This is a genomic window from Paenibacillus sp. FJAT-26967 (assembly GCF_001541095.1).
Lineage (GTDB): Bacteria > Bacillota > Bacilli > Paenibacillales > NBRC-103111 > Paenibacillus_F.
In genome coordinates this window covers 455,852-480,684 of the sequence record NZ_LMXH01000001.1, presented here as the reverse complement: position 1 = coordinate 480,684, position 24,833 = coordinate 455,852, and the positions used below count along the sequence as shown (strand labels likewise).

Sequence of the window (24,833 nt, the reverse complement as noted above, 5' to 3'; positions counted from 1 at the left end):
GAAATGTCCGATTCAATCAAAATCTTCGACACCACGCTTCGTGACGGCACCCAGGGTGAAGGAATCAGCCTGTCCGTTGAAGACAAGCTCAAAATTGCCCAGAAGCTTGACGAGCTGGGTGTTCATTATATTGAAGGCGGCTGGCCGGGCAGCAACGGCAAAGATATTGAATTTTTCAATCGCGTCCAGGAATTAAACCTGAAACATGCGAAAGTGACCGCCTTCGGCAGCACACGACGCAAGAACACGCGTGCGGAAGATGACGTCAACTTGAACACGCTTGTTGAATCGGGCGTCAAGGTCGCGACCATTTTCGGCAAGTCGTGGGATTTTCATGTTCACGAAGCTATCCAGACCACCCTCGAGGAAAACCTGGAGATGATTTTCGACTCTGTCCGGTTTCTCAAAAACAAAGGACTGGAAGTCATTTATGACGGCGAGCATTTTTTTGACGGTTACAAGAACAATCCAGAATATGCCTTGCAGACCATCCGCAAAGCCGAAGCTGCAGGTGCCGATTGGATCGTGCTCTGTGACACGAACGGCGGGTCCATGCCCGAAGAGGTTACTTCTATAGTAAGTGAAGTGAAGAAGCATATTTCCGTTCCGCTGGGCATTCACGCCCATAACGACTGTGAACTTGCCGTAGCCAACTCTCTGGCAGCAGTCCGTGCGGGAGCGCGCCAGGTTCAAGGCACGATTAACGGGTACGGTGAGCGTTGCGGCAATGTCAACTTGTGTTCGGTCATTCCCAACCTGCAATTGAAACTGAATTACTCCTGCGTATCCGAAGCGCAGTTGGAATCGTTATCGTCTGTCGCACGCTATGTCGGTGAAATCGCTAACATCTCCATGCCGATGAACCAGCCTTATGTCGGAAGCGCCGCTTTTGCACATAAAGGAGGCATTCATGTCTCAGCCATTCTCAAGCATGCCAGCACATACGAGCATATTATTCCGGAGAAAGTCGGGAACAAGCAGCGTGTCCTGGTATCCGAACTTGCCGGACAGAGCAACCTTGTCTCCAAGGCTGCAGAGCTTGGTCTGGCTTTTGACCAGCAGGACGGCAGATCGCGTGAAATTATTTCCCGGATTAAAAATCTGGAGCATGAAGGTTATCAGTTTGAAGGTGCGGACGCATCCCTTGAGCTTCTTATGCGTGAAGCAGCCGGAGACAGCATCGAACCTTTTGTCCTCGAATCTTTTAAGATTTTCGTGGAGAAATCCGCAGACCGCCCGGTAAGCTCGGAAGCCTTCGTCAAAGTCAGCGTAAAAGGCCAGACGATGTATACGGCCGCGGAAGGCGATGGCCCGGTTAACGCACTGGATAATGCGCTCCGTAAAGCGCTCATTCCTTTCTATCCGGACCTGCTTGCCATGCATTTGTCCGATTACAAAGTCCGTGTTCTGGACGACAAAGGCGCCACGGCTTCCAAAGTCCGTGTTCTCATCGAATCGCGTAATTTCGAGTCCGAATGGAATACGGTCGGCGTTTCTTCCAACATCATCGAAGCCAGCTGGTTCGCGCTTGTCGACAGCTTCCGCTATGCTTTAATCGGCAAGTCTTCTCTGGAGAATACGGCTTCCGATACGCGTCCGGTCGGATTGATTAATCACTGACCGGTCCCCCTTACAAAGCAAAAACCATAAAAAGCCGCACGCCTCAGTTAGTTTGACTCACTGCAGGACGTGCGGCTTTTTTTAAATGTGTGGTTTCACTCATTTGTCGCGAATTAAATCCTTGATTTTCTTTTCCCATTCTTCTTTAGGCAGCACGTTAACCATCTCCCGGACCACTCCATCCTTACCCACTAAGAAACTTGTCGGAACGACCATGAATTTATAGGAGGCGGTCACATCCCCGGGTGCATCAAGCAGAACAGGGAAGTTAATTCCATATTCCTTGGCAAAGTCCCTCGCGCTCTTTTCGCTATCCTGGCTTGTAATGTTAATCGCCACCAAGTCGACTTTGTCTCCGTATTTCCCGTAAAGTTCGATCAGATCAGGAACTTCGGCTTTACAGGGGCCACACCAGGATGCCCAGAAATTCAAAATAACGGGCTTGCTCCGTTCTCCGCCGAATTGATAGGGTTTGCCCTCGAGATCCGGCAGTGTAAAAGACGGGGATATCATCCCGGGCCGTGGACCCACCTTAGCAGGAGCAGCTGTCTCCTTATTGTCTGACTTCCCATTCTGCACGAAGGCAGCAACAGCCAGCAAAACAACAATCGCCACAATAACTGCGTTACGCTTCACTTCCAGCCCTCTTTTCTTCTAGTTCCAATTTATTTTATCACAGGAGCACAAATAAATTCATATGCCATTAGTATCGCCAAATTTGCCGGATTCCAACATTATGTACTTCCCGCGGCCGTATGAACTTCAACAACCGGGTAAACCTACTCTTACCAAGCAGAAGAGAGGTCGTCCTCATGGAGAAAACAAAAGCCCGCAGGCTGAATATAGTTTTTGAAAGTGAAATTGAAGCAGAGGAAACGGAGCAGACCGGTCACAAATCGGATGCCGGTTCCAAAAAAAACAAGTCCAAAGGACATGTATGGGAGTTTATTGCCATTGCCACCGTCCCCCTTGTTCTGGTGCTGGGGAACTCGATGCTGGTTCCGATTCTTCCGGATCTGGAGAAGCAGCTTGCTATCACCAAATTCCAGAGCAGCCTGGTTATTACACTGTTTTCCATCACAGCAGGTCTTGTAATTCCTATTTCCGGTTATTTGTCAGACCGCTTCACCCGCAAAAGCATTATCATTCCTTCCTTAATTATATACGGGGCAGCCGGAATTCTAGCCGGATTTGGAGCGGTATGGAAATCCTACACGATCCTGATCATCGCCCGGGGCATTCAAGGAATCGGGGCCGCGGGTACGGCCCCCATCGCAATGGCTTTAGTCGGAGATATGTTTAAAGGGGCTACCGAAAGCAAAGCCCTTGGGTTGACGGAGGCTTCCAACGGATTCGGCAAAGTCGTCAGTCCGATTTTCGGCGCCTTACTGGCCCTGCTGGTCTGGTATGCTCCTTTCTTTGCGCTTCCCGTCTTCTGCCTCCTTTCCCTTCTGGCTATGATGTTCCTGATCAAAGAACCAGAAGCCAAGAAAAAGCCGCCCAAGCTGAAGGAATATCTGCATAAGATCGGCTCCATTCTAAAAGAAAAGGGACGTTGGCTGATCACTTCATTCTTCGCGGGGTCATTGGCCCTCTTTATTTTGTTTGGCGTGCTTTTTTATTTATCCAACATTCTGGAAGAAGCCCCGTACCACATTGATGGGGTGAGAAAAGGTTTTGTACTCGCGATTCCGTTGCTGGGAATGGTTGTCACTTCCTATACGACCGGTGCGCTTATCAAAAAGAACGGTACACTCATGCGGTGGCTGATCAATGTAGGCCTTCTGATCATGACGCTTTCTCTTGCTTCCACTATATTCGCTTTCGATAAATTGTATCTGTTCATCGGACTGCTGACCTTGAGCGCTATCGGTACCGGGCTGCTCCTCCCGTGCTTGAATACCATGATTACGGGATCTGTCGAAAAAAGTGAGCGCGGGATGATTACCTCTATCTATAACAGTTTGCGGTTTATCGGTGTAGCATTCGGTCCTCCTATCTTCGGATGGCTGATGGATATTTCGGACCGGATGATCTTCATTACAGTCGCTTCACTCGCCGGGATAACTCTGGCCTTTGTCTTCTTCCTGGTAAAGCCCAAAGGCGAAATCAGTTGAGCCGGAATCCCGATTCCGGTATACTGGGCGCATGATCATTCGAGTAAACACAGACATATACAAGACGTGGATGGATAATTTCAAGAATTACCTTCCTGAAGAGGCATGCGGATTTATATATGGCTTTTGGGACGAAGGGGACATAATTGTCTCTTCTTTCGTCTGGGTGCCCAATGTCGCAGACGATCCGGAGCAATCGTTTCTAATGGACCCTCTGGACATTATGCGCTTGCTGGAAGACCCTGCACCAGAATCTGGAGCGTTCATTTCCAGGCATCCCAAGAAATCTTCCATCATCGGCATGTTTCATTCCCATCCTGGCCCTCCTGTCCCATCCAGAGAAGATTTGAATGGAATCCTGCTCTGGCCGCAGCTTGCGACGTATTGGATTGTTTCCTGCCCTTCCGGCAGAGAACCGGACATAGCCGTCTATGCCGTCCCTAATCTCCTCACAGGTGCTTTAACTGGAGAACCATTATGCACGATCCCCTTGTCTTTCGATTCTGAGCAGGTATGAAGTTCAATCCGAGCGACAGCAGCATGACAAAAAAACAGGTTACTGACGGCATCTGTTCGTCGCAACCTGTTTTTTATACGGAAATGGTCCCGGTGCTGCATTCGCATGACTAGGCTTTGCTCAATAAATTGTACAAATCGCCCAGCGTATCTACGTCCATTTCTCTGATTTCTCCGAGCAGCTTCTGCCAGAGAACCGCCGTCATCTTCGCATCATCCAAAGCGTGATGCCTGCGCAGCACGGGAATATCGTACTTCTTCAGTAAAGTATCCAGGGAATACTCCCTACTTCCCGGTATCAGCCACTTAGCCACCATCATCGAATCAATAACACGGTGCGTCAGACTTGTCTTGGATGTTTTCCACAAAGCTGCATTAAGGAAAGCCTTATCATGCGCAGATCCGTGCGCCAGCAAAACGCGCGCACCTACAAATTCGAAGAATTCTCTAAGAACTACGATCAACTCTGGGGCCTGATCCGTCTCTACTGCGGTGATTCCGGTCAGCTTCTCGATATGTTCGGGTATTCCCCGGTTCGGGTTTACCAGGCTGTAAAAACTCTTCCCCTCCATCTCGGCACCGGTCATTGACACGGCACCGAACGATAAGATCTCATCCCCCCCTGTTGAAGTGAAGCCTGTCGTTTCGAGGTCAAATACAACGAGCGGCAAATTGTGCAGAGGCGTATCCAGGAGCGAGTGCTTACGCTGATCTTTGAGCAGTTGCCGGATGAAGGCCATCTGCTGCGCGTTCCGCGGATTGAACATAGAGGTAATCGCCGGAGTGATGCCGCCCATCTTATACAACCGCCACATGCCTACGTCCGGACGCATCTCCTTCATCGCTCTACTCCTTCCGCCGGCCGTTTAATGTCCGTTTTTTTCATGATAACTGGAAGCGCCCGATTCAAGGTTTGTTTGGCGGATATGCGGATATGCGGACCCGCTGGACAACCTTCTTCTGAAGCTGCCTGACAAAACGGAAATCACGCCTAAGCTCCAGCCTGCAGGCTTTGGTTAATTTCTCAGCCGGCATTACGCCGTTGGCATTGAAATGCCCATTCTTATGGGTGAAAGGCGTGGCTAATCTAAACTCCATCGCTTTCTCAAAAACATCCCGGCAGATAGCTCCAAACTCATCCGGCAGCACCTTTTTCTTCACAAGTTCCTCTATTCGCATAAGCGTTGCACTCTCTGCAATGCCGCTTTCCAGCGCAAGCAACCGGACCGCATTAACAAGCGGGATATAGAGCCCGTATTTAATATCGACCCCTCCGGCAGCTTCACCGTATCTCTCAGTAACGATTCTCCCGAGCAGACCCAGCGGGACCTTGTGATGCAGCGTATTAGCCATAAGCGGAAGCAGCAGTTCCGGGTTATGCTGAATTCTGTTGTTGAAGTGAAGTTTAATGTCATCTGCCAGCTGCGGATTGCCGCTGATCGCCCTCATGTCGGAGGCGATAAGCAGGTAGCGTACATTCTCCCATACCGGCTCGGCAAACCACCCGTCCAGCAGTCGCTTCCAGCCCGTTAAACTATGCCTCCACAGGGCTTGATCAGCGAGCACCTTGCCCCTGCAGGGCGGATATCCGGCTAATTCCAGCCCCTGCCGGATTAAGGACGCCAGCTTGCTGTAGTACAGCGCAGCCGAATCCTCCATACCCGGGGCCGGATCGGCATACACAAGCCCGTTATCCTGATCGCTCCACGGTGTCTGTTCGCTCCTGCCGGCACTGCCTACCAGGATAAAGGCATAAGGCAGCGGAGGCTCCCCGCCTCCCTCCGCAACCAGCCTGCGCTCCGCCATCTTCACAGTGCGGCTGATCAGCATATCGTGAACAATATTCAAATGATGGTACAACTCTGCAGCCGGTTTGCTTGACTGCTCCGAACTGAAAAGCTCCTGCATCTTCTCGCGAAGCGCTCTAAGATCATCTGAAGCTGCCGCGCATGCAATCTCTAGTCGCAGCTCTTCCCAGCCGGAGCTTGTTATCGCTCCCATGGCAGCATCTCCTTACTCACAAGAGTTCCTTCATTTCAGGTTATGAAGACGCCGGTACAGAACGGTTATCCGTTTTGTCTGCCTTCTGGCGGGCATCTGACGTCTCCTCTGTACTGTGCTTCAATTGCTCCGGGTATCCATACGTACCATGTTCAGACAGATCCAGACCCATAATCTCTTCTTCTTCGGTAACACGAAGACCTACGGTTTTATTAATCAGGGTAAGAACAATATAGGAAAGAATGAGAACGAAGATCAATGCACCGGCGACTCCGATAAATTGAACCCACAGCTGATGGAGTCCGCCTCCATAGAACAGGCCTGCTCCGCCTACACCAACTGTCTTGGCCAGCTCAGGAGTCGCAAAGAATCCGGTTGCCAGCGTACCCCAAATCCCTGCAACACCATGTACGGAAAAAGCATAAACGGGATCATCGATGCCGCGTTTCTCGAACCAGATTGCCGTAAAGAAAGTTATGATTCCGGCAATAGCGCCGATTGCGATCGCACCGAGCGGCGTTACGAATGCGCAGGAAGCGGTAATCGCCACAAAAGCGGCTAGAACCCCGTTTAGCATACTTGGAATGTCGGATTTGCCGAAGTAAATCCAGGAGATGACCATTGCTGCCACTGCGCCCGCAGCGGCTGCCAAATTTGTATTCAGTGCGATGAATCCGAAGAAACCGTCCCCCATGGCGCTTAACGTGCTGCCGGGGTTGAAGCCGAACCAGCCGATCCAGATAATGATAACACCCAGCACGGAGTAGACTTGATTATGGCCCGGAATTTTATTAGGGGAACCGTCCTTATTGTATTTACCGATACGCGGCTTCAATAAAATCGTAGCTACCAATGCAGCAGTTGCCCCTTGGAGATGTACGACTGTGGAGCCGGCGAAATCCTGCATACCGATTTTGGATAACCAGCCGCCGCCCCACACCCAGTGCGCAACAATCGGATAAATTACGATAGTGAACAACACACCGAAGATGAAATAAACCGGCAGCTTAGCACGTTCTGCGAAACCGCCCCAAGCGATCGCAAGGGAAACCCCTACAAATGAAAGCTGGAATAAGAACTTTATCGCGATTGGTACATCAGATGCGCTCAAAGACGTGAAAGCTTCCGCATGGACACCGTCCATAAAAAATCCCGTTAAACCAAACAAATTATTGCTGAACAGACCGGAACCATCCCCGAAAGCGAGGCCGAAACCAAAAGCCCAAAAAGCTAAAGCACAGATACCAAAAGTCAAAATTGTTTTTCCTGCCACGTGACCCGCATTCTTCATTCGCGTTGAACCAGCCTCCAGCAGAGCGAAACCGGCTTGCATGAAGATAACCAGCATCGCGGCAATCAATACCCACACTGAATTTATAGCCGCTTGTAATTGCTCATTCGTTGCAGGCTCTGCAAACGCGAGCGTTGGAAAAAGGATAGCGAAAACTCCCAATCCGATCATCGTTTTTTTAATCATGATTACCCACTCCTTTTATGTTATGTTTTCTAACACCGTTGTTTATTATTGTCATTATACGCGAACGTTTTAGGATATGACAATAGGAAATATTCATTTTTTTATCATTTATGTAATGAAACCTAACATATAATCATAACTATTATCTTTTCTCTTTGAAAAACGAGGTTTAACAAACTCATTCGACGCTTTTCCTCCCCGCATTTTTTATCCTGATTTAGGTAAAAGCATCACGTTTGACTGTATGGTTTGTGATCGGGTATCATTAGGCTAAAGGCACGAATGAGCGTACATTACAGTAAAGGAGAGAGAACCGATGGGGATATGAAGCTTTATAAAATCGGTGAATTGTCCCGGATTGCCGGCGTAAGCCCGCGCACAATTGATTACTATACGAAGTTAGGTCTCCTGCATCCCGAGAAACGATCGGACAATAATTATCGCTTTTATTCCGATGAAACCTTGCTTCGACTTAAACGTATTGAAGATATGAAAAAAGAGAAGTATACGTTAGAAGAAATCCGTACCACGATGCTTATGCTGGATAAAGCTGCTCATAATGATCAGGTCACGGATAAACTGACGAATTATCAGGTATTGCTCGGACAACTGCAGCGTGAAATTAAGGAGCTCGATCCTATGATTCAGCAGCTTAAGCCGAATCAGCTAAAGAAGATTTACAACTTGATCACGCAGCCGACAGCAGCTTGTGCCGAGGCGCTTCTGTACCTGCTGGGCAAAGGTCCATTTACGTAACTATCTAGATTAACACGTTAATATTGGAGGTCTGCTATCTATGTTTTTTCATCCTATGGACTTTTTAATTATTATTGCCTTCGGCTTATCGATGTGGGCATCCTTCAGGGTCCGGGGCACTTTCAACAAATGGTCCGCCGTACCCGTTATGTCGGGCATGACAGGATACGAGGCTGCTAGACGCATGCTGGATGCCGAAGGTTTATATGATATTCCCGTCGAACCGACTCCAGGCACTCTGACAGATCACTACGATCCGATTTCCAAAACAGTCAGATTGTCAGAACCCGTCTATTACGAAAGCACCATTTCTGCCGTTTCGGTTGCTTGTCACGAAGTAGGACACGCGATCCAGCATAAAGTATCCTATCCGATGCTGGTGGCTCGCCACAAGATGTTCCCTGTCGTGAACATCGCCTCGGGTATTGCTCCTATTCTCCTGATCGCAGGCTTCATCTTCCAGCAGATTCCTTCCTTGCTGCTGCTGGGTATCGTTTTCTTCTCCGCCGCAGTATTGTTCCAGCTGGTTACTCTGCCAGTGGAATTCAATGCCAGCAACCGCGCTAGAGAATTGATGATAGCCGGCGGATTCATTACGAATGAAGAAGAAACCGGAGTTGCCAAAGTTCTTAATGCAGCCGCACTCACTTATGTAGCAGCCGCTTTGATTTCCTTGCTGGAACTCATCAAGTACATTATGATTTTCACCGGACGTTCGGACGACTAACATATTCGGATGATCCGCCGGACCATCGCAAAAAAAGCTTTCGCGCCTTGTGGCACGAAAGCTTTTTTACATCCCAATCCCCGTCTAATCCGCCCGATTTGGTTTGAATTCAAGCAGAAATTGTCTAAAGATATCCGTCACTTGGGGCAATTTCTCGCCTTTACGCCTTATAACGCCCACCGTTCTGGTTACTTTGGGGTCCATAATTTTCACCACAGCAGGCTCGATTAACGTACTGTACCGGAGTGCAAGCTCCGGAAGAAGACTAACCCCCATACCGGCAGCCACGAGCCCGCGAATCGTATCCGTTTCGTCGCCCTCGAATTCAATCCTGGGCACGAACCCCGCTTGCTGGCAGGCGTTCATCACTATCGGCCGCAAGGAATACTGCTCTCCGAATAGGACGAACGGCTCCTCCCTGAGCTGTTCCAGCCGGATACTCACTGATTCGGCCAAGGGATGGCTCGGCGGCAGAACAGCAAATAACTCTTCCGTCAGCATCACCTCTCCCTTCACATGCTCATGTGATTCCGGGCAAGGCGAAATAATGGCAAGATCAATGACACCGTCCATCACATCCCGGATCAGGCTGGTGTAGGTCCCCTGTCTCAACCGGAACCTCACGTTCGGATGGTCTTGCCTGAAACATGAAATAAAGGAAGGGAGAATGGACATCGAGACACTGTGCGGGAAGCCTATACGGATTTCCCCCGCCTCCGGGTCCAAAAATTCCTGAATTTCGATGACAGCCCGGTCCAGATCGTTCAAAATATCCTCTGTCCGGCTCAAGAAGAGCCGTCCGGCAGAGGTCAACTGCAAGTTACGACCCTTCTGCACAAAAAGCTGGACGCCAAGCTCTTCTTCAAGCTGACGGATCTGCCTGCTGACGGCAGATTGAGCTACGTGAAGCTCTTCGGCGGCTTGAGTCATATGTTGCTTTCTGGCCACTTTTATAAAATACTGCAGTTGTCTTAGCTCCACGTTTTCCTCCGTTCTATCGTCATCCTGCCACCATCTATTATAGAGTTCTTTTTCATGGCGTAGAACCGTATTTCATTACTGCCAGGTTCCTCCGTACAACCCATTGGACAATCCCGGGAACAGCGCGTTATAATAAAGATTGTTGGAAATTGCCAACCCAATTAGGTTGAATCGATAAGGAGGAGTACATATGTCACAAGAACGCACGGGTATTGCCACTCTTAAGGGGAATCCCATTACGCTCGTCGGTCCGGAACTTAAAGTCGGGGACACGGCACCTGATTTCAAATTAAACAAAGACCTTATGACTGAAGCTTCTCTTTCGGATTATGCCGGAAAAGTAAAACTCATTAGCGTCGTGCCTTCGATCGACACGGGTGTATGTGATGCACAGACCCGCCGCTTTAACGAAGAAGCAGCCAAGCTCGGGGATAATGTCGTAGTTTTGACGATCAGCGCGGACTTGCCTTTTGCACAAAGCCGCTGGTGCGGAGCTGCCGGTATCGATAAAGTCGTTCTGCTTTCGGATTACAAATCGAATTCATTCGGCCAAGCTTACGGCGTACAAATCAAAGAGCTTCAGCTGGATATGCGCTCTATTTTCGTAATCGATGCTAACGACAAAATCCAGTACGTGGAATATCTTCAGGAAATGACGAACCATCCGAATTATGAAGCAGCTTTGGATGCTGTTCACAAACTCGTTTAATCATTAGACTGAGAATTCTTGCATGATAAGGAAACAGCAGAGGAATCAGATTCCTCTGCTGTTTTTTATTGGTGCAGACTACTGACAGCCTAACGGCTTAGTTTGTAGGCCGCGAGTTTCTTGTCCAATTGTTTATAAATATCGAGAATGGTCCGGTAGTTGGAACCCAGGTCCCCTAAGTTCCCTCGAGAAGCGGAATAGATATCCACGGCGCTTGTTGTCGGATTAACCTCGAACAAAGTAATCGTAATATCCTGCGTACGACCAAGTGCAGTACGCTTTTCCACTACAATTTCACCCACATTTTTAACTTCGTGCAGAAGTTTGTAGCCAGGTGTTTTCTTGATCATCCCGACGGTTTCTTCCCACATTTCATTCTTGGAAATTTTGTAGTAACGGGTCTTAAGTTCCGGATCTTTGGCTTTCTCACCGGTCGTCTCAAAACTGCGAAGCAAACCGATCAACGTTCGTTTCAAAGTCTTTCCCCCTTCATGAAGCATATCCTGAATGCATGCTTGCCAAACCACACTAAAAACAATCTTACCATTCTTTATCATGAAGAAAAAGAGGAGAACCCGAAAAACGGGGATATTTCCCCAATTTCAGTCCTCTCACCACCATATCTGCATGGAAGCGCGGTATAGTTCAGTAATTCTAATATACAAATAAAACTCATCAGACCTGCAGTGATAGAAAAAAAGCCTCTCTACAGAGAGGCCGGTATCGTTTTATACGCCTAATTCTAACGCGCTGGAACACGGTCAGAAGATCAGATCAGAAGATTTGCTGGTTAGCGCTTTCCCAGTCCTTCATAAAGCGCTCAACGCCCGCATCCGTAAGAGGGTGCTTCATCATGGATTCGATCACTTTAAACGGAACCGTAGCGATGTGTGATCCGAGCAATGCCGCCTCGATCACATGTGTCGAATGTCTTACACTTGCCGCGATAATTTCGGTAGGCAGCTCGTGAATGGAGATAATCTGGCTGACCTCTTCAATGAGATTCATCCCTACCTGGTTGATGTCATCTAAGCGGCCGATAAAAGGTGATACATAAGTAGCGCCTGCACGCGCGGCCAGAAGAGCCTGTGTAGAGCTGAATACCAGGGTCACGTTGGTTTTGATTCCTTGACTGCTGAAGCGTTTGGTGGCCTTGAGTCCATCCGCAGTCATCGGTACTTTAATGACGATGCCACTGCCGATTTTGGCCAGCTTCTCTCCCTGTTTGACCATTCCTTCCACATCCGAAGCCACAACTTCAGCGGAGATCGGCATATCGCCTACAATATCAACAATTTCCTTCAGTGTGTCAAAAAAGTCACGGCCTTCTTTCGCGATCAGAGAAGGATTCGTCGTAATTCCCGAAATAACTCCCAGCTCGTGCGCTTCCTTAATCTCATTTACATTGGCTGTATCAAGAAACAGTTTCATACACACTCCACCACTTTCGGCACAATTTTTTTATTTTCTTTTCTATGTAGATCGGGCTTTCACTTTTTTAACATATCACAAACCCAAAACGATTTCAAAAGCACACAAGCTTTATCAAATTCGATAAAGCCTCGACACCTGCTCGACAACACAAAAAAACAGCTGAGCACTATTGTGCAAGCTGCTTCCTTCCTTAAACATAAAAAAGAACCCCCGCGTATGCCGTACAGTTTTAAGTTTCAAACCTGCACTAGCAGGTGGGTGACCGCAAAAGCACATTTGAAGTCCCTTTTCGGGGGCATGTCAGCCGTGCTTCGATGTTGATCTCCCTAGAAACCGTCATTGGTTTAAAACAATAAAAACCGCAACGCACATCGCAGGATGTTCTCTGTTTTTCTTATTATAAGACAATCCGCGTTCCGTTTCAACTGGAATCGACTGCCTGTCGTGTAATTAGGTCTAACAGCTTAGCAGAAGCTCAGATGCTGCTGAATCTAGTTGCTTTTATCACCATTTTTCGACGCGTTTGTATCTCCATCAAGTTCTAAAGTTTCGCTCTCCGCTGCTTCTTCTTCCGCCTTTTCCCTCTCCGCTTCCTCCATCGCTTCCTGCTTTTGCTTTATTTTATCAAAGCTGCGGTTGAACTGCCAGAAAGTAAAAGCGGCGCCGATGCTGCCGGCGAAGAAAACAAGCAGAAAAGTAAACTTAAAGCTCACTATAAGAATCGCCAGGTTCCCGACGATAGTCGATATACTTCTAACGGGATTGCCGATTGTAAGCAGGAACGAATTCTTTACCACCTGAAACGTCTTCATATGAAGATGTGTCATAATACAGAAAAGGTTAAAGAATGCACCTACCATCACAATGCCCATCGCAATAAACATATAGGACAAGAGGACAAGCATGTTGTCTAAGTTCGAATAAAACCGGTAACTTACGAACAGCAGAATCCCGATCAGAACGAATAGAATTCCTGCTACAAGACTCTGAACAAAGTTCTCTTTGTAACCTTTAAAAAAGGTTTTGAAAAGCGGCACATCTTCATCCCCGGTCACCCATTTGCGAGCAACCGTATACATAGCAGCCGTAGCCGGGAATAGTGTAAACGGTGCCACTGCCGCCATAGGAAAAATAGACTGTATCAGCATATTCACGTCACCTGACATCAGCCCCGTTAATGCAAAAAAGAAAAACGGAATGCTGCATATTATCCACAGCACATTGATGGCGGACAGCCTCATTACCCATTCAGAAATTCTGTAAAAACCGCCCATTAAACCTCGATATTCCAAACTCTTGTCCCCCTCTGGTGGTGTTAATCTCTATTATAGCCTATTTTTATAGCCATAGGTAGCCGCCCTTTCGTTTCGTTGCCATCGTCATATCTTAATAAGGCAAGAAGGATTCCCATTCATCTGAAGGAGGAGATTGTTCATGTCACAAGTTCCGGGTGTCTGGACTTCCACTGGGGCCATTCTGGTACTGTTCATCCTGCTGGTTATCATTACGCGTTCGTTCCTTTACTAATCCGCCAGCCTTTTATATGCCGTTAGAGCATTAGATCGCAGATCGTCAAATAAAATCGAATCTCCCACAAAAAAAAGACGATCCCTGTACAGGGATCGTCTTTGTTCATGTTCCTCTTATGCGTTGCTGTCGTCGCTGCGACGACTGCTGCTGCTGCTGGAACGGTCTTTGTTATAGTCAGAACCTGTGCTGCGGGATCCGCCGGATCCGCCGCCATAACGGCTGCCGCCGTCACGGTCACGATAGTCGCGTCCGCCGTCTCTTCCGCGGGAAGAGGAAGACGAACTTCCGTAGCGGGATCCGCCGCCGCTGGAACCGCCAGAGCGGTTATAGCCGCCGCCAGAGCGTCCGTCGCTTCTGCGGTCGCTGCCATAGCTGAACTTACGTCCAGAGCTGCGTACGTCAACACGACGCTTCTTGGCACGTATAGGATCTTCCGGAGTCAGCTCAACGTTAACTTCTTTCTTCTCGCCGCCAGTCAGAAGCTGAAGGGCTGCGGACAGAAGGTTAACGGAGTCATACTCTTCGAGCAATTGGATGGCTACGCCCTTGAATTCAAGGTGCTTCTCTTCTTGAAGCAGGTTGATCAAGCGCTCTGCCGTTACCTTTTGCTTGCCTTCCATAGCTTCTGCCGGACTTGGCATTGGCTTCTTAGGAATTTTGTGGCGGGTTACTTTCTCGATAAAATGCAGGTGGTCGATCTCACGAGGAGTAACGAACGTCCATGCTGTACCTTCTTTACCAGCACGGCCGGTACGGCCGATACGGTGAACGTAGCTCTCTGGATCCTGCGGAAGGTCAAAGTTCACTACGTGGGTAACGCCCGATACGTCGAGACCACGAGCCGCTACGTCTGTAGCTACGAGCACGTCAATGCTGCCGTCGCGGAACTTGCGCATAACGTTGTCGCGCTGATTCTGGGACAGGTCGCCGTGAAGGCCTTCAGCTGCATAGCCGCGCTTCTGGAGAGCTTCTGCAAGCTCATCGACCCGGCGCTTCGTACGTCCGAATACGATAGCAAGCTCCGGTGCTTCCATATCGATCAGACGGCTGAGAGCTTCAAATTTCTGCTTCTCATGTACTTCAACATACGCCTGGTCAATCAGCGGCGCGCTGACGTGCTTAGGGATTACGGAAACATGCTGCGGGTTCGTCAGGAACTGTTGAGCCAGCTTCTGGATGTTCGGAGGCATTGTAGCTGAGAAAAGCATCGTGTGACGCTCAGCAGGTACAAGGCTCAGGATAGATTGGATATCATCCATGAAGCCCATATCAAGCATTTCATCCGCTTCGTCCAGAACTACGGTTTGAACGGCTTCAAGCTTGATGGTCTTGCGGTTGATGTGGTCAAGAAGACGGCCCGGCGTACCGATAATAATTTGCGGCTTCTTCTTAAGCGCGCGAATTTGTTTGCCGATATCTTGTCCGCCGTAGATCGGCAGGGAGCGAATACCTTTAAAGCGGCCCAGTTTGGCTACTTCTTCCGCTACCTGAATGGCCAGCTCACGAGTCGGGCACATAATTAGTGCTACGATCTTATCTTCGCTTGGCTCGATCTTGCTGACGAGCGGAATACCGAAAGCGGCCGTTTTACCTGTACCGGTCTGTGCTTGGCCGATCAGATCGTGTCCTTCCATCGCGAGTGGAATCGTCTTCTCCTGAATGGGAGTCGATTCTTCAAAGCCCATCTCTGTGATCGCTTTGATTACTTTTGCATCTAAATCAAATTCTGAAAAATTTTTCAATCCGTTCATTCTCCTTTTATCCGATGAAGATCTCTCTTCTTTTCTTATACCCTTAAGCACGACTTTTCTTAACTGACATCCGTTCACCGTGCGGAAACCCTAATCCGAAATTGCTTGTTTTCTGATTCATAGAGCCGCCCTTAAGAATATCTTGAATAGTATAACATATTTCGCTCAACGTTTTCCAGTGACTATTTACTCATGAAGCAAAACTCAAGTTCGAAGGCCCTCGAAACCATCAACAGTTTCCATCGTATATAATGGACATAAGAACCTCAGATTAAACGTAAGGGAGCATCCATTCATGTCTATATTTAAACGTGTCGGCAACATCATGCGAAGCAACAAAACCGTCGAGCCCGTCAAACAGACGAATCCCCTGGAGGATTCGCGGGTAGGAGATATCGTCAATGTGGATTTAGAAGAATATGTCGTTTCGGGTAAAGTCATTTATTTCGACCGCGGATTTGCACCGCACCGCTATGCTTATTATCTTCAAAGCGGCAAAGAAATCCGCTGCCTGCTCGTCGAGAAGGGACGTACCTATGAATGCTTTTTGTGTGAATTTATGGAGGGGGCGCTGGATGACCCCAACGATGTCCCCTCCCGCCTTGAATTAGACGGCGAAGCCACGTTTGAACTGGAGAATTACCGGAGCGATGTCAGTCGCGCTGAAGGGAATACCGATTTCCGCAGCGGGGACGACATCATGATCTGGCGGTATTTCGGTCCCGATGACCGCTATTTCTTCCTGCAGTGGCAGGATGGCAAGTTTGTCGCCATGCAAGGCAGCCGCACGCCGGCTTCCCAGGTCAAGTTCATGAAGGGAAGTCTGTAACCGGCTGCATTGAGCGGCGGGCTGCCTCCTGCGGCGGCAGGTCTGTCCGGACAAACGTTGGCCTGAACCGTAGTTCGTAAGTCCCTACCGTTTCAGGAGGTGCCGCCGCATTGAACAGATGGACATCCCGAATAGCCTGCCTGCTCGTGCTCGCTTTGCTTGCGGGCTGTGTTAACCCCAGATCGGATCAAGTACAGCAGCACTATCCGCTTATCAGCGCCGAAGGCAGCGGCAGTAATTTATCGAAGGTCTATCTGGCTGAGAACACCAGTGTGCAGGAAGCCGCGCAGGAGTTAGCGGCGCAGGAGTCTCCGAAAGAAATGAGTCAACCCTCGGAAGATCAGATGTTTCTGATCTATGGGGACAGGGTGGTAAACCTGCAGCGCGATGAGAAGAACAGCGTCAACACACTAATTCAGATTGATTCCATTGGTTATGCCCGTGAGCATTACAGTCCGTCTTTTCTGCAGACCTTCCTGACCGTCGCCATGCTTCAGTCGGTATTCGGCGGAGGCTGGATCAATCAGCGGAGAGCGGATGATTACCGGGGTTACCGGTCCACCCCCCAATATCAGAGAGCTCCCGGCACCAATCCCGGGGCAGGTAAAACCAAGCCGCCCGTTACCTCGGAGCGCGAGGGCTCCTTCCGCAGCCCCGGCAGTTCCTCCGGGAACACCGGCGGAATTAACCGCGGGAGCGATTCCAGCAACCGGCGTTATGACGGGTCGACCCGTATCCGACCCGGCACCGGCAAGAAGCCCGGGACAAGCGGCCGAGCCGGTTCTTTTAGAAGACGCCGGTAGCTGCTTTATTTCAGTGGCACCCTCATCGTACTTAAAAAAGCGCCCGCAGCTAACTGCTGTAGGCGCTTTTTCGTACCATCGGGATGATGATCTCTCTTCTCAATATGTTCCAAAAGCGGCTTATCTTCTGATTCAGTCTACTTAGACCTGCCTCTCCGAATCTTGTGGACCTTCCTGGTCAGGCGGGACTCTCGTCACCACGGCCCCTCCGATCAAGAATACTCCGCTTAACAGAAAAACAGACAAGAGACCGGCTGCAGCTCCCACCGTCCCGAATAGCAGCGGAGCTACAAGCTGGGAAAGCCGGTTAGAGGCAATACGCATTCCCAGGACCTCTCCGGTCCTGTTCTTAGGAGATGCATTGTAGATCGTAGTCATGGACAAAGGCTGACCGCAGCCGAGTCCGAAGCCCATACAAGCGCTTAACAACATGAAGACAGCCAGGTGATCAGCAAAAGGCAGCAGCAGGAAGGAGGCACCTGCGGTCATGACCGATCCGAACAGCACAGCCTCCCTTCCTGCTAAAGCAGTCAGCTTTACCAGAAAGAAGCGTACCGCCACCATGGCAAGTCCCTGCACGGCGATGACCCAGCCGATTTCTGACTCTTGGAGTCCTGCCCCGACAGCCAGCAGAGGAAAGTAAGCGACGAAAACGTCACGGGAATAGAGCACCAAAGCGCTCGAAGCGAGAGCTTTACGCAGAATGGGCTGCCTCAGCAGCTTGAATGCTGCGAAGGGCTCAGCCCGCTTCTCTCCCTCCGTCTTAAGACTTCGGATGATGACCGGAATAAAACCCGATAGTACCGCCGGGACTAATCCGGCCATTGCGGCTGTCAAGAACACCACGGCGTAAGAAAAATCCTCGGCAAGATAACCGCCTGCGATAGGGCCGATAAAACCTCCGGCAGCAACAACCATACTGAACGTACTGAAGTAGCGGTCACGATTTTCTTTGCTTGCCGAATTCCCCAGAACATTTTGTAAAGAGATGTTGATAAAAATATGAGAAATTCCTACCAGTAATTGGGACACATACAGTGCAGGGATAGCCGGAAAAAGGAATGGAAGCAACAGTCCTGCTATTGTCCCGCTTATTCCCGCCATCACGGGTATCCTATCTCCGATGCGGTCAGCGATTTTTCCTGCATGAATGGCAAATAATAGAGGAAGAAAAGCATAAGCAGCCGTAAGCGTACCGATGCGGAATGCATCTGCACCCAAATCCACCGCATACAGCGCAAGAATGGGCCGGGTCATATTCAGCATAATTTGAAAAAATAAGGAAATGAGACAAATAATCCAGTGAATGATCGGCCTTCTCCCCCATCTGACATCTGATCCTTTACAGAATTATATCTATTATTGTAAACGGAGCCCTTTAGACAGGTAAAATACTTTTTGTCCGGCTCAGACCGGCACAGGAAGAACGGAGCCCGCTTGGGGACCGTCCCCGTTGTAGCTCCCAAACATAACATTGCGCTGCTGCTTAACGGATTTCGATAAAGGGTAAGGAAATACCGGCACGCAATAAAACTCGTAAAACCGAGAGGAGGAATTTATCATGCCTTGGAGAAAGGGAGATTACCCGCCTTCCATGAAAAACCTGTCCTCCCGCGTGCGCGATAAAGCTATTGAAATCGCCAACGCTCTTTTGGACGACGGGTATGAAGAAGGCCGCGCCATAGCCATTGCAACCGCGAAAGCCGAGGAATGGGCTGAGAATCACCCGGATCACGAACACTCAGAGCAAGCAGCCAAAGACAACTCATCTTCGAGCCGGGCATCCGCCAAGAAATCATCCCCCGTGCATGTCGTTCCGGACGGTGACGGCTGGGCCGTTAAAGAAGAGGGTGACAACAAACCCCGCTTTGAAGCAGACACGAAAGCGGAAGCTGTCGATAAAGCTAATCAGCTCGCTTCCGACCGTAATACAAGTGCTGTTATCCACCGCAAGGACGGAACCGTTCAAGAATCCCACAACTACTCTTAAATATCCTCTTATGAGCAATCGGACGAAGCAATGGAATCACAAATAAATTCCGACCGAGTCTTCGTCCGATCTTTTTATTATCCCATGGTCAATTTCTCTTGATGTTTATGCAGGATGAGTGGTACTTTTAATCTGCATACTACTTCCTGAGGTGATCTTGTGGACAAAAAAGCGATCTCATCTGCCGTCGTGATAGCAGGCGCGGCATTAATCGCATTCGGCTTTAATATGTTTCTTATTCCCCACGAGCTGCTAAGCGGGGGTGTCTCGGGGATTGCTATGCTGATCGGCTATCTGACCAGCTTGAACATCTCGATTCTCTACTTTGTCCTGAATCTCCCTTTGATCATATGGGGACTTGTCGTAATCGGCCGTCGCTTTATTATTATCAGTGTCGGTTCTGTCATTGCGACAACCTGGTTCATGCAAATTATCCCCGTTCGGGAGCTAGTCCAGGAGCCTATTCTGGGCGCAGTTTTCGGCGGCGTGCTTGTCGGTGTCGGAGCTGGAATAACCATGCGTACCGGAGGCTCGACAGGCGGTTTTGATATTGTCGGCTCCATCCTGACCCGCAAACGCGATTTTCCGCTGGGACAAATCTTGTTTATCCTGAACGGCGGGGTGATCTTTATTCTCGGTTACTTTAAAAACAACTGGGACCTTGCTCTGTTCTCGATGCTGTCCATCTACATTGCGGGTAAAATGATTGATACGATTCACATCCGACATATTAAAGTGACCGCTTTTATCGTCACCAAGCAGAAGGAAGCCATGCTTAAGAAACTGCTCACTGTCCCCCGGGGCGTTACGGTCATCCGTACAGAGGGGGCCTATACAAGCCAGGAGCAGGATCTTCTAATGACCGTTACAACACGCTATGAATTGGTCGAGCTTAAGAAAATGATCAAAGAAGCGGATCCCAAAGCATTCGTCAACATTGTGGAGACGGTAGGTGTGCTCGGTGAATTCCGGCGCCTGTAGGGCCGAACATTATTGTTATACAGAGGTTTCCTCCACGAAGTGCCAATGCGCGGCTGTGAACTTTATGATATACTTCTAGAGAGTCGTCTCATTAACATGGTTTACGTATAATTTCCGCTAGTTTCTTCATCAGATCCAGACAGGAAGGATGATGGAAATGGAAACCGTTAAACTGTCCGATATCGTAAAGACTTATACGCCTGAGCTTTATACCTTTTTGACGCGAACCGAACTCAATTCCGAAATCGTCCTTATGAATGGTATCGATTCACTTGACCAAGAGGATGTTATCGAAATTGTACAGTACAGCATAAAAGAAAACCGCCGCAACGCTTTCCTCCACTAGGAGGAAAGCGTTTTTTGCTGCATTGCTGATTCCCAAATTCATGAATACGCTATGTTCACAAAAAAGTAGCAAATAAACTAGATTGCCTCTTAATTCCATGTTATGATAGGACCACGATAAATAACCGGGTAGACACGCCTGTATTGAATTGGAGGTGTACGTTAGTGGGTGCTTTCTCTCCATGGCATATCTTGCTGATTGCCGTTGTGGCTCTACTGCTCTTCGGACCAAGCAAATTGCCCGAACTCGGACGCGGCTTCGGCCGGATGTTCAGAGAATTCAAGGATGCTACGAATGGTCTTGCTTCTGATGAACCAAGCCAGCCTGCAGCGCCGCGCAAAGAAATCAATTCTTCCGTTGAAGAAGAAACACGGAAATAACTTTATACACAAAGACTTGGTTCCGCCGGAGCCGGGTCTTTTTTTTATTCCGGTAAAGATTGAGAAATATTCTGCTTCACCCCTACTCGAGGAGGGTAATTTTACATTTATGGCAACATGACAAATTTCGCAAAGGGAGAGAGCAGCATGAACGTAATTTTGGCAGCTATGATGCTGCTGTGGGGAAGTATATCCGGGACTGGTCCCGATCCTGCTTTAGAATCAATTGCCAAAGCCGTCGTTACTAACACCAAGAGCACTGCCGCAGCCCCAGGCACTGACAAACCTGATGGAGGTCTCGCCCCTGTCAACAAGAAGGATCCGCAGCCCGATGCGCCTAAGGTCAAAGGAATTTATCTGACCGCACACAGCGCAGGCGGAAGCAAGCTTGATTCGCTTCTTCAACTGCTCGACGAAACTGAGCTGAATTCCATGGTGATTGATGTAAAGGATGACTGGGGCCAAGTCACCTACGATACCGGCAATGCGGAACTGGCGGCCAAAGGCACAACCAAAAAATTGATCCGCGACATGCCCGCTCTGATGGAGAAGCTTAAGCAGCATGATGTGTATCCTATTGCACGGATCGTAGTTTTCAAAGATACGATGCTTGCCAACAACAAACCGGAATTATCTTTCCTTAATCCCAACGGGACCGTGTGGTCCAACGGCAAAAAAACACCGGAGAGTTTCGTCAATCCTTATGAAAAAGAAGTGTGGGACTACAACATTGCGGTTGCCAAAGAAGCGGCAAAGGCAGGCTTCAAAGAAATTCAATTCGATTACGTCCGTTTCCCGGAAGGATTCGAGAAACGCGCCGATACCCTCAAGTATGACAAAGACGACCGGACCCGCATTCAGGCCGTTTCTGAATTTGCCCAATACGCGCATGAACAGCTTACACCGCTGGGTGTCCGCATCTCGGTCGATATATTCGGATATGCGGTTTCTGTACCAGCAGCAGAAGGAATCGGACAAGATTTCCAGGCGATCTCACAGAACGTCGATGTGATCAGCCCCATGATCTACCCGAGCCATTATACAAATGGCTGGTATGGTGTCGATGTTCCGGATGCCAATCCCTATGCAACGATCAGCGGAGCCATGAAGGATACGAACAAGAAGCTTCAGCCGCTTAAAGAGCAGAAGACAGCCCCTGTGGTCCGTCCCTGGATTCAAGATTTTACCGCCTCATGGGTAAAGGGGCACATCCGATACGGAGCCAAACAAATGCAGGATCAATACCGGGCGCTGAAAGAAAACGGGACCGAAGAATTCCTGCTGTGGAATGCAGCTAACAACTACACCAGAGGCGTTGATTACAAGTAAGGCAGCAAGAATATACATACAACAGGAAGAGCCAGGCAGAGGACGCACCTCTTAGCCTGGCTCTTCTATGCGGATAGAAAGAATAAACTTCTATCGGTGTCTCATTGCCGCTGCCCTGCGCCGGTCCGTCCCGGTTCGAGCGGACCCCTCGCTCCCGCAGCAGGGCGTTAGGATCGACCGGAGCTAAACCTGCCCGGGCCATTGCCCTGCCGATGCTTCCTGCCACCGGCCTCGGATCTCTGCGATGGCCTCCATCGGCAGCGCGCCTTGAGAGACCAGCCGGGCGTTCTCTTCCCACCGGCCGGGACGGGTCGTACCCACGATCGCCGTCTGCACCCCCGGTACCGACAAAGTGAAGCGCAGCGCTGTCCCGATAGATTCCGGAAGCGGCGCATTCAGGAAGTGATACCGCAGCCGCCGCAGCCGCTCCCAGTATTCCTGGTGGTAGGCCGCTTCGGGCCTATTCCCCGTACGCCATGCGGCATTGGCGATCGGACGCTTTGCAATGACGCCCATACCGCGCCGGACCGCTTCCGGAATCGTCCGTTCAATCGCCTCTTGATCGGCAATGTTAAGCGACGTCTGAAGCGTATCGAACAGGCCGGTCTGCACAGCGTATTGCGCGGCCGCTCCATCGGCACTGCAGCCGATAAACCGGGCTTTGCCCTGCTCCTTGAATTTCTGCAGCAGGGAAATTACTTCGCCTCTTCTCAGCAGATCCTCCGGACAATTGTGGAGCTGCAGTAAATCGACATAGTCTGTGTTCAGTCGCTTCAAGCTTCTCTCCAAGCTGTGCTCCATCATACCAAGGTCCCAGTTGTCTTCTTCAAAGCCCTGGTTATGGCCGATCTTGGTGAACAAATAAAAATCATTCCTGCGGTGCGAAACAGCCTTCCCGATTCGTTCTTCGGAATACTGGTAGCATTCTCCGGTATCAATGACATTCAGGCCCGCATCGAGCGCTCCGTTGAGCAGAGCATCGACTGTCTGCTGCTCCACCTGTTCCTGGCCGATTTCGGCTCCGCCGAATCCGAGTATACTGACTTTCATTCCTGTTGATCCGAGTATCCTCTGTTTCATCCGGATCGCCCCCTCCCTTGAATCCCAGCTGTTTAAGAAACCTAGATTCAATTATCAAGTCGATTCAGCAATTATCCTGTATGTATACTTAAGCGCCTTCGAACAATCTTAGCCGGATACGCTAGTCTCGACCACGTAACCTGCTCCGCTATTCAGACGCTTCTTCTCCACGATTGCGGCTTCTTTTACTTCCGGAGCTACGGTAAAGTGCCGGATTAAATGACCTTCCACAGCCTCAAATGCTTTCTCGTCCGAGTCGGCAGCTACGATCAAATAGCTTAAACCTTCTTGTAATTCCATTTCTATTTTATATAAAAACATGTTATTTCCTCCCCAATCCGCTTTCTTGACGGTTCTTTTTATAAGATTCCTTTTATGTTACCAAAATGTGGGGTGTTTGCCTAGTTAGACTCTGACTTCGCTGGCGTTTTCTTTCTCACACACATTCCTTTACAATGAAGAAAAGGAGGCTGATTGTGTTGCTGAATGTTACGGCTTTAACGAAAATGGACGTGTCTTATCTAACGGAGAACCTTCCTTCCGATTTGGCTGGCAGAGTAAACCTCCAGACCTTCCAGACGGCTGAAGAAGCAGGCCTTGCTCTAGAGAACACCGAAGTATTGATTACGACGGGAAAATTTGACGAGGATTGGCTCCCCCTTCTCCCCAAGCTCCGCTGGGTGCAGACGTTGTCTGCGGGTGTGGACAAGCTGCCTTTACAAGAATTCGATGAGCGCCAAGTAACAGTAACCAACATGAGCGGCGTACATGCCATCCAGATGAGTGAATATGCACTCTCGGTTATGCTGGGTTGGGTACGGCATGCGAAGGCCTTTTACGACAGTCAGCGAAATAAGGTTTGGAACCACAAGCTGATTACGGGCGAGCTCCATGGCCAGACTTTGGGAATCATCGGTACGGGCAGCATCGGTACGGAAGTAGCCCGCAAAGCGAAAGCGTTCGATATGCGCATCCTAGGCTACAGCCGCTCCGGCAGCCTCAAGCCGCATTTTGACGAAATCAGAAGCGGTGACGCCGGGCTGGAATCCCTTCTCCGCGAATCTGATTTTGTGCTTCTTCTCGTACCCGGCACAAAGGAGACGGCCCGCCTGTTAAGTGCCGAGCAGTTCGCCATAATGAAGCAATCCGCATACCTCATCAATATGGCCCGGGGAAGCGTCGTTGATGAAGCTGATCTGATTCAGGCTCTCCAAAACGGAGATATCGCGGGTGCCGCACTCGATGTATTTGAGCAGGAACCTTTGCCTGCTACTTCTGCGCTCTGGGAGATGGAGCAGGTTACGATGACGCCTCATATATCCGGGGACACTCCTCAATATGTAGAGCGCTCCGCAGAGATCGTGTATCCGAACTTGCGCCGGTTCCTGGCCAATGAGCCGCTGCTCAATCTGGTCGACCTGCGCTTGGGCTACTAAAACTCTTGCTCCGTCCAAATACTCTCCAAATACGAAAAGC

Annotated in this window: 27 protein-coding genes and 1 other RNA gene; 15 read left to right on the top strand and 13 right to left on the bottom strand. The window is 49.6% G+C overall.

Going from position 1 to position 24,833, the window contains the following annotated elements:
* Positions 1-3 precede the first annotated feature (3 nt).
* Positions 4-1,620 (top strand): citramalate synthase, encoded by a 1,617-nt coding sequence (cimA, locus tag AR333_RS02255; protein WP_068773720.1) that lies wholly within the window; start codon positions 4-6, stop codon positions 1,618-1,620.
* A gap of 99 nt (positions 1,621-1,719) precedes the next feature.
* Here cimA and AR333_RS02250 read toward each other — a convergent pair whose 3' ends face one another.
* Positions 1,720-2,256 (bottom strand): TlpA disulfide reductase family protein, encoded by a 537-nt coding sequence (locus AR333_RS02250; RefSeq protein WP_068773719.1) that lies wholly within the window; start codon positions 2,254-2,256, stop codon positions 1,720-1,722.
* A gap of 176 nt (positions 2,257-2,432) precedes the next feature.
* Between AR333_RS02250 and AR333_RS02245 the strand changes: the two genes are divergently transcribed.
* Complete coding sequence (locus AR333_RS02245) at positions 2,433-3,737, top strand: MFS transporter (RefSeq protein ID WP_068773718.1); 1,305 nt, start codon at positions 2,433-2,435, stop codon at positions 3,735-3,737.
* A gap of 31 nt (positions 3,738-3,768) precedes the next feature.
* The gene (locus AR333_RS02240) at positions 3,769-4,254 is read left to right on the top strand and encodes a M67 family metallopeptidase (protein ID WP_084783464.1); all 486 of its coding nucleotides are present in this window, start codon (positions 3,769-3,771) and stop codon (positions 4,252-4,254) included.
* 109 nt (positions 4,255-4,363) lie between these two features.
* On the opposite strand, the gene AR333_RS02235 is transcribed toward AR333_RS02240, so the two are convergent.
* The 3 genes from AR333_RS02235 to AR333_RS02225 all read right to left on the bottom strand — a co-directional run bounded on the left by AR333_RS02235 (position 4,364) and on the right by AR333_RS02225 (position 7,731).
* Positions 4,364-5,095 carry an exonuclease domain-containing protein gene (locus AR333_RS02235; protein ID WP_068773716.1) on the bottom strand — a complete coding sequence of 244 codons (732 nt, stop codon included), beginning with the start codon at positions 5,093-5,095 and terminating at the stop codon, positions 4,364-4,366.
* 64 nt (positions 5,096-5,159) lie between these two features.
* On the bottom strand, positions 5,160-6,254 hold the full coding sequence (locus AR333_RS02230) for a DUF294 nucleotidyltransferase-like domain-containing protein (RefSeq protein ID WP_068773715.1): 1,095 nt from the start codon (positions 6,252-6,254) through the stop codon (positions 5,160-5,162).
* A gap of 40 nt (positions 6,255-6,294) precedes the next feature.
* Positions 6,295-7,731, bottom strand: coding sequence for an ammonium transporter (locus AR333_RS02225; RefSeq protein WP_068773714.1), 1,437 nt, complete (start codon positions 7,729-7,731; stop codon positions 6,295-6,297).
* A 324-nt stretch (positions 7,732-8,055) separates the two neighbouring features.
* On the opposite strand from AR333_RS02225, the gene AR333_RS02220 reads away from it, so the two are divergent.
* The gene (locus AR333_RS02220; protein WP_068773713.1) at positions 8,056-8,487 is read left to right on the top strand and encodes a MerR family transcriptional regulator; all 432 of its coding nucleotides are present in this window, start codon (positions 8,056-8,058) and stop codon (positions 8,485-8,487) included.
* Between the two features lie 40 nt (positions 8,488-8,527).
* Entirely contained in the window at positions 8,528-9,214 is a 687-nt protein-coding gene (locus tag AR333_RS02215; protein WP_068773712.1) for a zinc metallopeptidase, read from the top strand.
* Between the two features lie 84 nt (positions 9,215-9,298).
* Here AR333_RS02215 and AR333_RS02210 read toward each other — a convergent pair whose 3' ends face one another.
* Positions 9,299-10,195, bottom strand: coding sequence for a LysR family transcriptional regulator (locus tag AR333_RS02210; protein ID WP_068773711.1), 897 nt, complete (start codon positions 10,193-10,195; stop codon positions 9,299-9,301).
* 190 nt (positions 10,196-10,385) lie between these two features.
* Between AR333_RS02210 and tpx the strand changes: the two genes are divergently transcribed.
* On the top strand, positions 10,386-10,904 hold the full coding sequence (gene tpx / locus AR333_RS02205) for a thiol peroxidase (protein WP_068773710.1): 519 nt from the start codon (positions 10,386-10,388) through the stop codon (positions 10,902-10,904).
* Positions 10,905-10,993: 89 nt separating this feature from the next.
* Here tpx and AR333_RS02200 read toward each other — a convergent pair whose 3' ends face one another.
* The 4 genes from AR333_RS02200 to AR333_RS02185 form a co-directional block, all read right to left on the bottom strand.
* Positions 10,994-11,404: a DUF1499 domain-containing protein gene (locus tag AR333_RS02200; protein WP_068775092.1), complete on the bottom strand. Its 411-nt coding sequence runs from the start codon at positions 11,402-11,404 to the stop codon at positions 10,994-10,996.
* Positions 11,405-11,678: 274 nt separating this feature from the next.
* A complete protein-coding gene (gene fsa, locus AR333_RS02195) occupies positions 11,679-12,335 on the bottom strand; it encodes a fructose-6-phosphate aldolase (protein WP_068773709.1) in 657 nt (218 codons plus the stop codon).
* Positions 12,336-12,541: 206 nt separating this feature from the next.
* A non-coding RNA gene (gene ssrS, locus AR333_RS02190) (6S RNA) lies at positions 12,542-12,721 on the bottom strand.
* 108 nt (positions 12,722-12,829) lie between these two features.
* The gene (locus AR333_RS02185; protein ID WP_068773708.1) at positions 12,830-13,630 is read right to left on the bottom strand and encodes a YesL family protein; all 801 of its coding nucleotides are present in this window, start codon (positions 13,628-13,630) and stop codon (positions 12,830-12,832) included.
* Positions 13,631-13,772: 142 nt separating this feature from the next.
* Here AR333_RS02185 and AR333_RS24105 point away from each other — a divergent pair, with 142 nt between their 5' ends.
* On the top strand, positions 13,773-13,865 hold the full coding sequence (locus AR333_RS24105) for a sporulation protein YjcZ (protein WP_084783462.1): 93 nt from the start codon (positions 13,773-13,775) through the stop codon (positions 13,863-13,865).
* Positions 13,866-13,981: 116 nt separating this feature from the next.
* Here AR333_RS24105 and AR333_RS02180 read toward each other — a convergent pair whose 3' ends face one another.
* Complete coding sequence (locus tag AR333_RS02180) at positions 13,982-15,610, bottom strand: DEAD/DEAH box helicase (RefSeq protein ID WP_068773707.1); 1,629 nt, start codon at positions 15,608-15,610, stop codon at positions 13,982-13,984.
* 304 nt (positions 15,611-15,914) lie between these two features.
* On the opposite strand from AR333_RS02180, the gene AR333_RS02175 reads away from it, so the two are divergent.
* Together AR333_RS02175 and AR333_RS02170 are read left to right on the top strand one after the other, a co-directional pair.
* The gene (locus AR333_RS02175; protein ID WP_068773706.1) at positions 15,915-16,448 is read left to right on the top strand and encodes a DUF4178 domain-containing protein; all 534 of its coding nucleotides are present in this window, start codon (positions 15,915-15,917) and stop codon (positions 16,446-16,448) included.
* A 110-nt stretch (positions 16,449-16,558) separates the two neighbouring features.
* On the top strand, positions 16,559-17,251 hold the full coding sequence (locus AR333_RS02170) for a DUF4247 domain-containing protein (protein ID WP_068773705.1): 693 nt from the start codon (positions 16,559-16,561) through the stop codon (positions 17,249-17,251).
* A 141-nt stretch (positions 17,252-17,392) separates the two neighbouring features.
* Here AR333_RS02170 and AR333_RS02165 read toward each other — a convergent pair whose 3' ends face one another.
* The gene (locus AR333_RS02165) at positions 17,393-18,547 is read right to left on the bottom strand and encodes an MFS transporter (RefSeq protein WP_301336116.1); all 1,155 of its coding nucleotides are present in this window, start codon (positions 18,545-18,547) and stop codon (positions 17,393-17,395) included.
* A gap of 265 nt (positions 18,548-18,812) precedes the next feature.
* Between AR333_RS02165 and AR333_RS02160 the strand changes: the two genes are divergently transcribed.
* The 5 genes from AR333_RS02160 to AR333_RS02140 all read left to right on the top strand — a co-directional run bounded on the left by AR333_RS02160 (position 18,813) and on the right by AR333_RS02140 (position 22,277).
* Positions 18,813-19,241: a DUF2188 domain-containing protein gene (locus AR333_RS02160; RefSeq protein ID WP_068773703.1), complete on the top strand. Its 429-nt coding sequence runs from the start codon at positions 18,813-18,815 to the stop codon at positions 19,239-19,241.
* A gap of 159 nt (positions 19,242-19,400) precedes the next feature.
* Entirely contained in the window at positions 19,401-20,222 is an 822-nt protein-coding gene (locus tag AR333_RS02155) for a YitT family protein (protein ID WP_068773702.1), read from the top strand.
* A gap of 151 nt (positions 20,223-20,373) precedes the next feature.
* Positions 20,374-20,568: a hypothetical protein gene (locus AR333_RS02150; protein WP_084783458.1), complete on the top strand. Its 195-nt coding sequence runs from the start codon at positions 20,374-20,376 to the stop codon at positions 20,566-20,568.
* 164 nt (positions 20,569-20,732) lie between these two features.
* Entirely contained in the window at positions 20,733-20,948 is a 216-nt protein-coding gene (tatA, locus tag AR333_RS02145) for a twin-arginine translocase TatA/TatE family subunit (protein WP_068773700.1), read from the top strand.
* A 147-nt stretch (positions 20,949-21,095) separates the two neighbouring features.
* On the top strand, positions 21,096-22,277 hold the full coding sequence (locus AR333_RS02140) for a putative glycoside hydrolase (RefSeq protein WP_068775091.1): 1,182 nt from the start codon (positions 21,096-21,098) through the stop codon (positions 22,275-22,277).
* A gap of 183 nt (positions 22,278-22,460) precedes the next feature.
* On the opposite strand, the gene AR333_RS02135 is transcribed toward AR333_RS02140, so the two are convergent.
* Together AR333_RS02135 and AR333_RS02130 are read right to left on the bottom strand one after the other, a co-directional pair.
* Complete coding sequence (locus AR333_RS02135; RefSeq protein ID WP_068773699.1) at positions 22,461-23,357, bottom strand: aldo/keto reductase; 897 nt, start codon at positions 23,355-23,357, stop codon at positions 22,461-22,463.
* A gap of 108 nt (positions 23,358-23,465) precedes the next feature.
* Positions 23,466-23,678: a DUF3906 family protein gene (locus AR333_RS02130; protein ID WP_068773698.1), complete on the bottom strand. Its 213-nt coding sequence runs from the start codon at positions 23,676-23,678 to the stop codon at positions 23,466-23,468.
* A 158-nt stretch (positions 23,679-23,836) separates the two neighbouring features.
* Here AR333_RS02130 and AR333_RS02125 point away from each other — a divergent pair, with 158 nt between their 5' ends.
* Positions 23,837-24,793 (top strand): D-2-hydroxyacid dehydrogenase, encoded by a 957-nt coding sequence (locus AR333_RS02125; RefSeq protein WP_068773697.1) that lies wholly within the window; start codon positions 23,837-23,839, stop codon positions 24,791-24,793.
* Positions 24,794-24,833 lie beyond the last annotated feature (40 nt).

Bases quoted from the DNA above. Each gene is read 5' to 3' on its own strand.
- AR333_RS02150 (WP_084783458.1), top strand. From the start codon at position 20,374: ATGGAAATGGAAACCGTTAAACTGTCCGATATCGTAAAGACTTATACG.
- AR333_RS02240 (WP_084783464.1), top strand. From the start codon at position 3,769: ATGATCATTCGAGTAAACACAGACATATACAAGACGTGGATGGATAAT.
- AR333_RS02130 (WP_068773698.1), bottom strand. From the start codon at position 23,678: ATGTTTTTATATAAAATAGAAATGGAATTACAAGAAGGTTTAAGCTAT.
- fsa (WP_068773709.1), bottom strand. From the start codon at position 12,335: ATGAAACTGTTTCTTGATACAGCCAATGTAAATGAGATTAAGGAAGCG.
- AR333_RS02140 (WP_068775091.1), top strand. From the start codon at position 21,096: ATGAACGTAATTTTGGCAGCTATGATGCTGCTGTGGGGAAGTATATCC.
- AR333_RS02220 (WP_068773713.1), top strand. From the start codon at position 8,056: ATGAAGCTTTATAAAATCGGTGAATTGTCCCGGATTGCCGGCGTAAGC.
- AR333_RS24105 (WP_084783462.1), top strand. From the start codon at position 13,773: ATGTCACAAGTTCCGGGTGTCTGGACTTCCACTGGGGCCATTCTGGTA.
- AR333_RS02160 (WP_068773703.1), top strand. From the start codon at position 18,813: ATGCCTTGGAGAAAGGGAGATTACCCGCCTTCCATGAAAAACCTGTCC.
- AR333_RS02230 (WP_068773715.1), bottom strand. From the start codon at position 6,254: ATGGGAGCGATAACAAGCTCCGGCTGGGAAGAGCTGCGACTAGAGATT.
- AR333_RS02200 (WP_068775092.1), bottom strand. From the start codon at position 11,404: ATGCTTCATGAAGGGGGAAAGACTTTGAAACGAACGTTGATCGGTTTG.
- AR333_RS02225 (WP_068773714.1), bottom strand. From the start codon at position 7,731: ATGATTAAAAAAACGATGATCGGATTGGGAGTTTTCGCTATCCTTTTT.
- AR333_RS02175 (WP_068773706.1), top strand. From the start codon at position 15,915: ATGTCTATATTTAAACGTGTCGGCAACATCATGCGAAGCAACAAAACC.
- AR333_RS02245 (WP_068773718.1), top strand. From the start codon at position 2,433: ATGGAGAAAACAAAAGCCCGCAGGCTGAATATAGTTTTTGAAAGTGAA.
- AR333_RS02135 (WP_068773699.1), bottom strand. From the start codon at position 23,357: ATGAAACAGAGGATACTCGGATCAACAGGAATGAAAGTCAGTATACTC.
- AR333_RS02235 (WP_068773716.1), bottom strand. From the start codon at position 5,095: ATGAAGGAGATGCGTCCGGACGTAGGCATGTGGCGGTTGTATAAGATG.
- AR333_RS02215 (WP_068773712.1), top strand. From the start codon at position 8,528: ATGTTTTTTCATCCTATGGACTTTTTAATTATTATTGCCTTCGGCTTA.
- cimA (WP_068773720.1), top strand. From the start codon at position 4: ATGTCCGATTCAATCAAAATCTTCGACACCACGCTTCGTGACGGCACC.
- tpx (WP_068773710.1), top strand. From the start codon at position 10,386: ATGTCACAAGAACGCACGGGTATTGCCACTCTTAAGGGGAATCCCATT.